This window comes from Aeromonas sp. R1-1, assembly GCF_040908495.1.
Taxonomy (GTDB): domain Bacteria; phylum Pseudomonadota; class Gammaproteobacteria; order Enterobacterales; family Aeromonadaceae; genus Aeromonas; species Aeromonas veronii.
The window spans coordinates 43852-56113 of record NZ_JBFODV010000171.1; the positions used below are offsets into that span (position 1 = coordinate 43852).

Sequence of the window (12262 nt, forward strand, 5' to 3'; positions counted from 1 at the left end):
GATGGTCCCCTCAGTTGATGCTGGATTGAGGCAGGTTGCGCGACACTGTCAACCTGTTGAGCTGACAGGATTCCTGAGTGATTGCGTGCTGGATAAGCGAAGGAATGTCGAGGATCAGGGCGACCTCTCCCCCCCCCAGAATGGTTGAACCACTGATGCCCTGCAGGTGCTGGAACAATTTCCCCAACGGTTTGATGACGGTCTGGAATTCTCCCAGCAGTTCATCCACCACCAGTCCGGATTTTTTGCCTGCATGGCTGACCACGACAATGTTCTCGCGCCTCCCTTTGCTGCCATTGGTATCGAAGTAGTGTTGCAGGCGGATAAAGGGCAGAACCTCGCCACGCAAATTGATGTAATTGCGACCCTGGGTATCGGCCAGTGCACTCTGGGTCAATTCAACGCACTCGATCACCATATCGAGGGGAATAACGTAGTGGGTGTCGCAGACTCGCACCAGGAAGCCGTCGATGATGGCAAGGGTAAGCGGTAGGCGGATCTGCACACGGGTTCCTTTTCCTGGGATGCTGTCCAGATCGACTGTGCCGCGCAGGGCAGTTATGTTGCGTTTGACGACATCCATGCCCACCCCGCGACCGGAGAGGTTGGTTATCGCCTCGGCGGTGGAGAACCCCGGTTCGAAGATCAGGTTGTATATCTCCAGATCAGTCAGCGTGGTGGTTGGGCTGATCAGACCGCGCTCGATGGCTTTTTGCTGGATCCTGGCTTTGTTGAGACCAGCGCCGTCATCCCGAATTTCGATGACGATACTGTTGGAGTCGTGATAGGCATTGAGATTCAGGGTGCCACGGGGGGGTTTGCCTGCCAGTAGCCGTTGCTCTGCCGATTCGATGCCATGATCCATCGAGTTTCTGACCAGATGCATCAGCGGATCGCCGATCTTCTCTACCACCGACTTGTCCAGTTCAGTCTCGGCACCGGAGATCACCAGAGTGATATCCTTGTTCAGTTCCTGACTGACATCGCGCACCACCCGCTGGAAGCGGTTGAAGGTATCGCCGATAGGCACCATGCGCAGGCGCAGTGCACTGTCGCGGATCTCTTCCACCAGCATGGCAATGACCGAGGTGGCTTCCTGCAGCTGGCTTTCGCGGGTGCGTTGGGCCAGCAGATTGGCTCCTGAACTGGCGACTACCAACTCCCCGACCAGATTGATCAGATCGTCCAGCTTGTCGGCATGCACCCTGACGTAACGGCCCTCTTTGCTCTTGCTCTCCTTGGTCTGGTTCTGTTTTTTCAGAGCAGCATCGACGACGGCTTCGTTGACGGCACCCTGCGCAATAAGGATTTCTCCGAGTCTTGGCGCTTGTTCTGCCGGGGTCGCTTGTTGTGCCTGCAGACCGCTTGCTAACTCCTCTGCCGTCAGGGCGCCGGTGTTGACCAGCAACTGTCCCAACATGGCGCTATCTTCAGGCAGCGACTCGATCAGGTTGATGTACTCGGCGATCTTGCTGTGGGGTGGCAAGATGGTGATCTGGCAGTCATCTCTGACAAATTCAAAGACATCGCTGATGGCCGTCTTGTCTGCCTGCGAGTCGAAGTCTATCTCGTAGCCTAGGTAGCAATTCTCCGGATCGAACTGTTCCCAATCCGGTAACGCCTGATGGATGGTCTCCACTGAACATATGGTTCCGAGGGTGCCGAGATAGCGCAGAAATGCGGCCGGATCCATGCCATTGCGCAGCACATCAGGACCAAAACGCAGGGAGATATGCCACAGGGAGGCGGAGCTGGTAATCCCTCCCTCTTTTTCGATCTTGGGTTCAGGCGTATGTACAGTATCTGGCAGCGTGGCATGGGGGACGCACTGATGACGGGTGAGAGCGAGCCTCAGCCGTTCATCCTGGTTGGCATCGCCATCGCTTAAGGTGCTGCCCTGTTCTGCAACGACACTGATGAGCGTCTGGATATGGTCACAGCTCTCCAGCAGATCCTTGATCAGAGGAGAGGTGACGGTGAGCTGCTGATTGCGGATCTGGTCTAGCAGATCCTCGACGATATGGGTAAACCCGACGATTGGTTGCAGACCAAACAGGCCAGCCGACCCCTTGATGGTATGAGCAGCACGGAAGATGGCACCAATCAGCTCGCTATTGTCAGGGTCAGATTCCAGTGATAGAAGGGCTGACTCCATCTCTTCAAGCAACTCGCGTGCCTCGGCGATATAGGTTTGTAAAGCCTGATCAAGATCGATGCTCACGGTGACTCCTTGTCATGGTGGCTCAGGGCCGTTCGCCATGGGTGATGAGGGTGGGGTCGCCAAAAAAGGCCGAGAGCTGGCAGAGCTCCAGCAGTTCAAGCACAACATGGCTGTGCCAGACCAGCGCCAGGGAGGAGCCTTGCTGCAGAGCGGTTTTCTTTGCTGCCAGCAGCAATTGCAGCCCGGCGCTGTCTATCTCGGATACCGCCGCCAAATTCAGCTCCAGTTCGTTCCCCTGATGCAATAAGGGCGAGAGGGCATCTTTCAGCTCGCTGACTGTATAAATGGTGATCTCGTCCGGCATGGTCACCACTACCTTGTTGTCGAGTAGCTCACTCTGTAGTTGCATGATGCGCTCCGGATCACGGCATGATGAGCTTGGCGACTGCGGCCAGCATCTGTTCGGGCTGGAAGGGTTTGACCACCCAGGCCTTGGCTCCTGCAGCTTGTCCCTCCTGCTTCTTGCTGTCCTGAGACTCGGTGGTCAGCATGATGACAGGGGTAAATTTGTAGTTGGCCAGCTTTTTGGCCTCTTTGACGAAGGTGATGCCATCCATGTTCGGCATATTGACGTCACTGATGATCAGGTTGATCTTCTTGCCATCTAGTTTGTTGAGCGCATCTTTGCCGTCAGAGGCTTCCATGACCTCATAACCGGCTCCCTTGAGGGTCATGCCCACGACTTGGCGAATAGTTGCCGAGTCATCCACGATCAGGATCGTTTTGCCCATATCTCTCTCCTAGAAAAATGTGATGTCGGCGCTGCTTGGTTGCGCGTTGACTGTACGGGTGGTGCGACCATGGTGAATATTGCGCTGTTCGTCGGTGGCGTATGAGAGCTCCATCTCTGCCAGCCAGCGATTGGCATCGATCTGGATTGGCCCTGTCGCATTGCTGCTCTGCTCCGAAGCAACCAGATGGCTGGAGAGGCTCTCCATGTTTTGTCTGACGTGGCTGAGGATCTGGCTGACTCTGTCTTGAAATTGCAGCGAGACAATGACGCTGGAGATTTCGCGATGGATATCGGTGCTCTCGTTTTGCAGCAGGGAGGCGGATTCCGCCAGGCTGTCAGTGGCATGGCGAAAACGGGCCAGTACCTGTTCAATTGTCTGCTCCGAATTGAGCGCCGAGGCGTGATCCCGTGCGGCAGCATTTTCGGCAATCTGGAAGGCGCGACCGATAGCAGTATTGATGGTGTCTACCTTGTCGGTCATCTTCTGGGCGGTTTCGCTGGAGAGGCGGGAGAGGTTACGCACTTCATCAGCGACCACAGCAAAGCCACGGCCTGCTTCCCCTGCACGAGCCGCTTCAATAGCGGCGTTGAGAGCCAACAGGTTGGTCTGGGAGGCGATTTTGGCCACATCCATGGCCATGGTGTTGAGCTCTATGGTGTAGGTGGTCAGGCTTTTTATCTCACCCAGCATGGCGTCCCGATTGGCCTGGGCGGAGTGCAGGATGGCAACCACTTCATTGAGCTGCTGCTGGCTCTCGCTCAAGACTCCTGCCATGCCACGGGAATTGGCATCACCCAATTCTCCGGCTGCCAGATGAGAAGCATTGACTGCTTCCTCCAGCTTGTTGGCCAAGCCGCTGAAGCGTTGGGTCAGGTCAATCATCGCGGCTTCGGTTTGTTGACGAGAGCTTTCAATTTGCTGGGACCAGATAGGTAGAGCCTTCTCGCACACCTGTTCGAGCCCGATGATGGAGTGGGCGAGAGGATCGGTCGCGACGGTTTGTTCCTCTCCTGCACGATGTCGGAGTGTGTGCTGGTGGAAGTGACTCGATGTCCAGAGCGCGGCGGCAATACCAACCAGCACATTGAGCAGCAGGTAGAGAGGTGACAGCGCATCGACGAGCTGCAGCAACAGGCAGCTGAGCAGAGCAAGCCCGATGCAGCAAATCCAGCAAACCGGTTCCCAAAGCGGTGTGTTCACGCCACTTTTGTGTTGTGCCATACGTAGCTTATCCCTGTGCAATTATTTGGTAAGAGGTAAAGGCGCAGGACCGAAACAGTCATGGTGCCCCTTGACGCTCTTTTCTTTATTTATAGTTGGCACAATAAGGTTAGCGGAAAAAAATTAATTGGCTGCAAATCGGAGTTGTTTGTATCAGCGATTGCCGTATCAAGCGGCTTGCGAAGTGGGGGGCAGAGCTTGGTGGGGATGAAGAGGAGAGAGGGAGCCTGAGGATTCAGGCTCCTGATGAGGATCAAGCCTCGTTGGCGTGGGCCTTCTGGCACCCTTCGACGGCGTGAGCAATCAGTTCCAGCGCGCTCTGGTCGCACGGTGGCAGTTCAGCCTCGCATTTACTGATAGGGGTAACACGATCGCCCCATTTGATGATGGCGGCCCCCCAGGTCAGGCCGGCACCGAAAGCGGCGGTCAGCAGATAGGAGTTCGGCTTGACGCGGCCCTGCTCCAGCGCTTCGCAAAGGGCGATGGGCACGGTAGCTGCGGAGGTGTTGCCGTAGTTTTCGATGTTGACCATCACCTTCTCCATCGGCGCATTCATCCGTTTGGCTAGGGTCTCGATGATGCGGATATTGGCCTGGTGCGGCACGATCAGATCGACCTGCTCCGGCGCAATACCGGCCTGCGCCAGCACAGTGCTGGTGGCTTCCCCCATGCCGCGCACGGCGCGTTTGAAGATCTCCGGCCCTTCGAAGTTGAAGGTGAACAGACCATCGATGTCGGCAAAACGCACCCGATCGGTACCGAAGTTCGGCACATGCAGGATCTCCCGCGCTTCGCTGTCACAGCCGAGCTTGTTGGCGATCAGGCCACACTCCAGCTCACTCGCCTCGATTACCACGGCACCGGCACCATCGCCAAACAGCACGGCAGTATCGCGGCGCGCCCAGTCCAGCAGGTAGGTGAGGCGCTCGGCACCAATCACCAGCACCTTCTTCATCATGCCGGTCTGCACCAGCGAGGTGGCGACGGAGAGGGAGTAGACGAAACCGGTGCAGGCAGCATTGAGATCAAACACGGCGGCATTGACGGCACCGAGCTTCTTCTGCACCGCAGAGGCGGCACTTGGCAACAGGTTGTCCGGGGTTGCGGTCGCCAGGATGATGCCATCGAGATCGCTCGCTTCCAGACCGGCGCAGGCCAGTGCGCGGCGACCGGCCAGGGTGGCGAGATCCGAGGTGCTGACATGGGAGATCCGGCGGGCCTTGATGCCGGTGCGCGGATAGATCCACTCGTCTGACGTATCCATGATGGTGCTGAGGTCATCGTTGGTCAGCACGGAGGGAGGCAGGCATTTGCCCCAGCCGGTGATATTGGCGTATTTCATCTTGTTACCGCTTCTTAAAGTGGATCGCCCGCGGGCGGAAAATCGTGCAATTATGCCGTACGAGACAACCACTGTCATCTTGTGGTCATGGTTATGTGCGGGGGGATCTGCTGTGCCATCTGGTCGCAAAGGGCTGCAACGCGCTGAACATGGCAGGAAATTTTGCTTAAAACGCGGGACTCCTCTGCCCTAAGATAGGCGTTTCGCCACCGATGAGGGTATCTCCTTGCTCAGAGCCAATCTCAACTTGTTGCCGACCCTCAAGGTGCTGCTGGAGACCCGCAATATCAGCCGCGCCGCAGAGCTGCTGCACCTGAGTCAGCCCTCCATCAGCAAGCAGCTTGCTCAGTTGCGCAGCGAGTTTGATGACGAGTTGCTGGTGCGGGAGGGGCAACGCTGGCTGCTGACGCCGCGAGCCGAAGCGCTGGCCGCCCAGCTGGCGGATTCTCTCGGTGCGCTGGAGCGGCTCTACGAGGCCCCCGGGTTTGACCCGAGCCGCTGCGAGCGGGTATTTCGGCTCGCCTCCTCCGATTATGTGGCCCAGCATATCCTGCCCGATATCTGTGCCGCGCTCGCCAAAGAGGCGCCGTTGGCGGCGCTGGAGTACAGCCTGTGGGACAAACGTCAGCTGCCGCAGCTGTGGCAGTCCGAGCTGGATCTGGTATCTACCATCACCGAGCAGGTACCGGAGCAGATCCGAGGTCTGCATCAGGGGGAAGATCGGCTAGCGGTGTTGATGGGACGTCACCATCCGCTGGCGGGCAAGGCGCTGAGTCTCGATGACTATCTCGCCTGGCCTCACCTGCAGGTGAGCGGGGGAGGGGACAAGGACAGTCCGGTGGAGCAGGTATTGGCGCCGCAGGGACTGAGTCGGCGCTGGTTTGCCCGAGTCCCCTTCTTTCAGGCGGCAGTGGAGGTGTTGCTGCGCACCGATTGCCTGATGACCACCCCGGCCCATATCGCCTGGCAGCTCTCCTGCGGTCATGAGCTCACCTTTGTCGACTTGCCCTTTGCGACCCGCGATCAGCAGTATCATCTGCTGTGGCATCAGCGCCACCATCAGGATCCGGCCCACCGCTGGTTTCGCGAGCTGGCTTACCCCTTCCTGCGGGATCACCTGCAACGCACCGTCGGCGAGAGTCGCAAGCTGCTTGATCTCGGCGGTTAGCCTCGGTCAGTTGTGTTGCGTTATAGCCATGGGTTATGGGTTCTATTCATAACTTTCACTACTGGCATAACGGCTCAGCCCGTACCCTGAATGCAGGCATCCTATCGAGCATATAAAGAGGAAAAGCATGGAACTGACGAGTTGGCTGGCACTGGCCGCAATCTGCGTGATGGGCGCCATCAGCCCGGGGCCGAGTCTGGCGCTGATCATCCGCAACACGGTGCAGGGTGGGCAGGGGCATGGCGTCGCCACCGCGCTCGGCCACGGCTTCGGGGTTGGTATCTATGCGCTGGTTACCGCACTGGGCCTCTCCATTTTGATCACCCAGACCCCGATCTTGTTTGATCTGATCCGCTACGGCGGTGCAGCGTTTCTTGCCTGGCTTGGGGTGAAAGCCCTGCTGGCAAAACCAGCCAGTGGTGAAGTGAGTGAAGAGGTGCACCAGCTGCGTGGTCGGCAAGGGGCCTTTGAAGGTTTTATGGTGGCCTTCCTCAATCCCCAGCTGGCGGTCTTCTTCATCGCCCTGTTCAGCCAGTTTGTGCGGGCCGATACCGGTTGGAGCGAAGGGGGCATCATGATGCTTACCGCTGGCGGGATCGATGCAGTCTGGTACGTGCTGGTGGCGCTGGTGCTCTCCCGCGGGCCGGTGCTGGCGTGGCTTAAAGCCAAATCCTTTGTCATCGACAAGGTGAGCGGGCTGGTGCTGCTCGGGCTGGCACTCAAGGTGGTCATGTAATCATGTATTTCGCAGATACCTTAAGCGGGATCAAGGCACGCGGGTGGTGAATGGGCTAGAGTAGCGCCCATTTGCTGTCCGCCCTGATCCCGAGACCATGCACCAGAACAAGCACCCGTTAAGCCACAACAACCGGTTGGAGCTGCTGGCTCCGGCCAAGAACCTCGCCTACGGCATCGAAGCCATCAACCATGGGGCCGATGCCGTCTACATGGGGGGCCCAGCCTTTGGCGCCCGCAGTGCGGCAGGCAACACCATTGAGGATATCGAAGCGCTGGCACGTCACGCCCACCGTTTCGGCGCCCAGGTTTTTGTCGCCTTCAACACCCTGCTGCACGATCATGAGCTGGAGCAGGCCCGGCGGCTGACCCACCAGATCTACGAAGCCGGTGCCGATGCGCTCATCGTGCAGGATATGGGGCTGCTGGCGCTGGATTTGCCTCCCATCGCGCTCCATGCCAGTACCCAGACCGACAACCGCACGCCGGAGAAGGTGAAGTTTCTGCAGGATGTGGGCTTCTCTCAGGTGGTGCTGGCGCGCGAACTGTCTCTTGCGCAGATCCGCGAGATCAGCGCGGCGACCAATGTGCAGCTGGAGTTCTTTATCCACGGCGCGCTCTGTGTCTCCTACAGCGGCCAGTGCAACATCAGCCATGCCCGTACCGGCCGCAGTGCCAACCGTGGCGAGTGTGCCCAGCTCTGCCGTCTGCCCTGCTCGCTGCAAAAGCCGGATGGCGAAGTGCTGGTGGCCGACAGCCACCTGTTGTCCCTCAAGGATATGGATCAGACCGACAACCTGGAGGCCTTGATCGAAGCGGGGATCCGCTCCTTCAAGATCGAGGGGCGACTCAAGGGGCTCGACTACGTTAAAAACGTTACCGCCTGGTATCGCCAGAAGCTGGACGCCATTCTGGATAGCCGCTCCGATCTGGTCGCTGCCTCGGCGGGTCGTTGCCGCTACAGCTTCACGCCTGACCCCAAGAAGAGTTTCAACCGCGGCAGCACAGACTACTTCCTCCATGGCCGTCATCAGGGTATCGACTCCACCAAAAGCCCGAAATATGTGGGTGAACCGCTGGGACGTGTCACCAAGGTGACCCGTGACGGTATCGAGATTGATGGCAAACCGGTCACCCTCAACAACGGCGACGGTTTGGGCTTCTTCAAGCCGAACAACGAGCTGGTGGGGATGCGCCTCAACAAGGTCGAAGGTAAGCAGTTACTCCTGTCTGAACGTATGCCGGGGTTGAAGGTGGGCACCGAAATCTACCGCAACCACGATCAGGCGTTCAGCAAGATGCTGGAGAAGGCGAGCGCGGATCGCCGCATCCGGGTCGATATGGTGCTGGCAGAGTGCGATGAGGGCGTGATTCTCACGCTCACCGACGAGCAGGGCATTAGAGCCGCGGTGACGCTTCCCTGTGACAAACAGCCTGCCGACAACCCGGAGCGGGCGCTGCAACAGGCGCGGGATCAGCTTGGCAAACTCGGCAATACCCTGTTTGTGGCACGCAAGATTGAGTTGGCATTCACTCACCCGCTATTTATCGCCGCATCACAGCTCAACGGTTTGCGCCGGGATGGCATTGCTGCGCTGGAGGCGGCTCGCGTGGCCAGCTACCAGCGCCCCGAGCGACGGATCGCTCTGCGGGATATCAACTATCCCCAGCACCGTCTCTCCTACCTTGGCAACGTGCTGAACAGTGCCGCCGAGCAGTTCTTCCGCGAACACGGGGTGGAGCGCATCGCTCCCGCCTATGAGGCCAATAAGGAGGAGCGGGAAGTGGTGCTGATGATCACCAAGCATTGCATCCGCTATAGCCAGAACCTCTGTCCGAACGAGGTGCCCGGTCTCAAGGCCGAGCCGCTGGAGCTCAAGATGGGTAAAGATACCTTCCGCCTGCGCTTTGACTGCAACCGCTGCGAAATGCATGTGATGGGCAGCCTGAAACGCTGATCAATGAGCCCCTTTCTCCATCCGGAAAGGGGCAATTTTTATCGCAGGTTCTCTGCATACCCTCCTTTAATTGTCCCTCTCCAGCGCCAGCAGCGTTTTTTTAATCTCCAATCCCCCCGCATAGCCGGTCAGGCTGCCGTTTTGGCCGATCACCCGATGGCAGGGGACGATGATCGAGAGCGGATTGCGGCCATTCGCCGCGCCCACTGCCCGCACCGCATCGGGTTTGCCGATGGTGCGAGCGATATCGCTGTAGCTGCGGGTCTCGCCGTAGGGGATGTCGCACAATGCTTGACATACCGCTTGCTGAAATGCGGTGCCGCGGGCGGCAAGGGGCAGGGAGAAGCGCTGCAAGCGACCGGCAAAATAGGCGTCAAATTCGGCGAGGAAGGGAGCCAGTGCTCTGTGATCTTGCTGCCAGCCACTCATATCGGGCAGTGCCCGCAGGCCCGCCACAAAGTCTACGTGCACCAGACCAGATTCATTGATGGCAACCAGCAGATCGCCGCAGCGGGTCGGCAGGATATCGTAGCGGATCATGGGGTTATCTCCTGTTGTGGGTTATCTGGCTGGTTTTCGTTGCCAGTGGCACGGAGTAGCAAATCGGGCGCTTCACTCATGGCGTGCCACAGCCAGCTTGCCGCATAGCTGCGCCACGGTTGCCATGCGGCGCTTTGCGCCAACACATCCTTCACCGGCAGCTTGGCACCGCCTCCCAGCGCCTTTTGCAGTACCAGATCGGAGACGGGGAAGGCATCGGTATCGAGCCCGCAGCGCAGACGCCAGTAAGCGACCGTCCAGGGACCTATGCCCGGTAGCGCTAGCAACTGGTCGTCACTGGCTGTCGTGAGGGTCAGTTCGCCGCTGGCCAGTGCCTTCGCCACTCCCCGCAGGGTACGAATACGGCTGCCGGGCATGCCGATGCCGTCGAGATCGAGTTCGCACAACTGGGCGGGGGTCGGCAGTTGCGCCACCCCGAATTGCGCCTCGGTACGAGCTACCAGCCGCCCGAGTATGGTGATGGCCCCCTTGACCGACACCTGCTGGCCGACGATGGCACGCAGCATCACCTCGTATTCGTCCCAGCCACCCGGCAGTCGCACGCCGGGCCAGCGCGCCTGCAAGCGGGCGAGCAGCGGATCCTGACCGAGCAGATCACCGATCCGCTGCATATCGGCATCGAGATCCCACATCCTGCGCACCCGATAGAGCAGATCGGGCAGCGCCGCGAGCGGTAGGTCATGGACAGTAAGCAGCAGGCTGTGCCCCTTGCCTTGCGCGATACGCACCAGCGCGACCTGATCGCCGACCCGGTAGCGCCGCTCATACACCTCGCCATCTACCCGCTCCAGCCCCGGGATCGCCCGCATCCGGTAGAACGTCAGCATGGCAGCTACGTCATACGGGGGGCGATAGGGCAGTTGCAGCGTCAGGGTTGCGCCGCGGGGCTGCGCGCTCATGTGCTCTGGCTCGTCATCGTGTTGCTCCTGCTGGCGCAGGGTGCGTGGGGCCAGCCCGTAGGCGTTGAGCCAGGCGTCATTGAAGCGGCGAATGCTCGCAAAGCCAGCGGCAAACGCGATGTCGGTGATAGGCAGCCCGGTTTCGGTCAGCAGTCGTTTCGCGAGCAGCAGGCGGCGCGTCTGCTCCACCTGTTTTGGTGAGGCGCCGAGATGTTGCTCGAACTGGCGGCGTAGCGTGCGTTCGCTGATCCCTGCCTCAGTGGCCAGTTTGGCGAGAGTGCCCTCCGCCAGCTCTCCGCGATCGATGCGCGCCAGCAGACGTGCCAGTTCAACCGGCAGATCGCCACGGGCGGCGGGGGCCAGCTCAGGGCGGCAGCGCAGGCAGGGTCGCAGCCCATACTGCTCGGCGGCCGCGGCGCTTTGGAAGTAGCGCACATTGTGCTCGTGGGGTGGCCGTGCCGGGCAGACTGGCCGGCAGTAGATGCCGGTCGAGAGCACGCCGGTAAAGAAGCGGCCATCAAAGCGAGCGTCGCGAGCGAGCCGTGCGGCGTGACACTGTTCACGGCTGAGGGTGTTGATCACCCCATCTTGTGACGACTCTGGGCTTGGCTTTGCATTCATGGTGTTGGCGGCTTTGCTGGAATAGATGGCAAAAGAGTAAGGGGGCTCGGGGGCCGTGACTAGCCAGAAACGGACAGGGATAGCAAAAATTGGCCAAAGGTTTTTTTGCTCTTTCATTGCACGGCCGGGTTTCACTCTTCGTCACGCTGTTATTCATGTATCGCGGCTCGACAGAAGGGGGCATAACGGACGGGTCGGAGGCACGATTGGCCTAGCTTTATTTGCTTAGCGAGATTAGTGGCGGCGAAAGCTGCTTAAAAATTAATAACAGATCACATAACTATCTTTTTTACGTTGAGTGTGGCGATTTTGTGTTGTTCAATCGAGTCAGTTAATTTTTGATGATTATTAAGTCATCACATCTGCGGCCTTAGGCCGACCAATAACAACAACACTTGCCAAGGATGATAAGTGAACGACTGTAAGGCATGGCCCCATTGCCGGGGGTTTAGTCTGATCGAGTTGTTGATCGCCATGACGGTTGTCAGCATTCTCGCGGCCATCGCATTGCCAGCGTATCAGGGTTATCTGCAACAGGGACGTCGTTACGAAGCGCAGCAGCAATTGCTGGAGCAGGCGCTCGCCCTCGAACGTATCTATACCCAGCAGGGCCGTTATCCCGACACGTTTGCCACCCCTTCCAACACGGATTTCTACCAGTTCAGCTACAGCCAGCAAGATGCTGGCGACTACCTGCTCAAAGCCATTCCAACGACGCGACAACAGGATGAGTGCGGCACTCTGACCCTCGAGCAGACCGGTTATCGCGCGGCCAATCGCCATGACTGCTGGGGATCATAGG

General features: G+C 59.0%; 11 protein-coding genes. 4 read left to right on the forward strand and 7 right to left on the reverse strand.

What is annotated here, in order from left to right; translation table 11 throughout:
- Positions 1 to 10 precede the first annotated feature (10 nt).
- The 5 genes from AB5Y92_RS10385 to AB5Y92_RS10405 form a co-directional block, all read right to left on the reverse strand.
- A complete protein-coding gene (locus AB5Y92_RS10385; protein WP_201987876.1) occupies positions 11 to 2221 on the reverse strand; it encodes a chemotaxis protein CheA in 2211 nt (736 codons plus the stop codon).
- A gap of 22 nt (positions 2222 to 2243) precedes the next feature.
- Positions 2244 to 2570, reverse strand: a complete 327-nt coding sequence (locus tag AB5Y92_RS10390) for an STAS domain-containing protein (RefSeq protein WP_005358513.1) — start codon at positions 2568 to 2570, stop codon at positions 2244 to 2246.
- A gap of 13 nt (positions 2571 to 2583) precedes the next feature.
- Complete coding sequence (locus AB5Y92_RS10395) at positions 2584 to 2952, reverse strand: response regulator (RefSeq protein ID WP_005338778.1); 369 nt, start codon at positions 2950 to 2952, stop codon at positions 2584 to 2586.
- A 9-nt stretch (positions 2953 to 2961) separates the two neighbouring features.
- Positions 2962 to 4176, reverse strand: coding sequence for a methyl-accepting chemotaxis protein (locus tag AB5Y92_RS10400; protein ID WP_201987875.1), 1215 nt, complete (start codon positions 4174 to 4176; stop codon positions 2962 to 2964).
- Positions 4177 to 4429: 253 nt separating this feature from the next.
- Positions 4430 to 5518 carry a ketoacyl-ACP synthase III gene (locus AB5Y92_RS10405; RefSeq protein ID WP_201987874.1) on the reverse strand — a complete coding sequence of 363 codons (1089 nt, stop codon included), beginning with the start codon at positions 5516 to 5518 and terminating at the stop codon, positions 4430 to 4432.
- Between the two features lie 226 nt (positions 5519 to 5744).
- On the opposite strand from AB5Y92_RS10405, the gene AB5Y92_RS10410 reads away from it, so the two are divergent.
- The 3 genes from AB5Y92_RS10410 (at position 5745) to AB5Y92_RS10420 (ending at position 9379) form a co-directional block, all read left to right on the forward strand.
- Positions 5745 to 6686 (forward strand): LysR family transcriptional regulator, encoded by a 942-nt coding sequence (locus AB5Y92_RS10410; RefSeq protein WP_107682532.1) that lies wholly within the window; start codon positions 5745 to 5747, stop codon positions 6684 to 6686.
- A gap of 127 nt (positions 6687 to 6813) precedes the next feature.
- Entirely contained in the window at positions 6814 to 7422 is a 609-nt protein-coding gene (locus AB5Y92_RS10415; protein WP_368226723.1) for a LysE family translocator, read from the forward strand.
- A gap of 97 nt (positions 7423 to 7519) precedes the next feature.
- Entirely contained in the window at positions 7520 to 9379 is a 1860-nt protein-coding gene (locus AB5Y92_RS10420; protein ID WP_368226724.1) for a U32 family peptidase, read from the forward strand.
- Between the two features lie 66 nt (positions 9380 to 9445).
- Here AB5Y92_RS10420 and AB5Y92_RS10425 read toward each other — a convergent pair whose 3' ends face one another.
- Complete coding sequence (locus AB5Y92_RS10425) at positions 9446 to 9919, reverse strand: methylated-DNA--[protein]-cysteine S-methyltransferase (protein WP_368226725.1); 474 nt, start codon at positions 9917 to 9919, stop codon at positions 9446 to 9448.
- The gene (locus AB5Y92_RS10430) at positions 9916 to 11460 is read right to left on the reverse strand and encodes a DNA-3-methyladenine glycosylase 2 family protein (RefSeq protein WP_368226726.1); all 1545 of its coding nucleotides are present in this window, start codon (positions 11458 to 11460) and stop codon (positions 9916 to 9918) included. The genes AB5Y92_RS10425 and AB5Y92_RS10430 overlap by 4 nt, the downstream gene beginning before the upstream one ends.
- Positions 11461 to 11871: 411 nt before the next feature.
- Between AB5Y92_RS10430 and AB5Y92_RS10435 the strand changes: the two genes are divergently transcribed.
- A complete protein-coding gene (locus AB5Y92_RS10435) occupies positions 11872 to 12261 on the forward strand; it encodes a type IV pilin protein (protein WP_368226727.1) in 390 nt (129 codons plus the stop codon).
- Position 12262 lies beyond the last annotated feature (1 nt).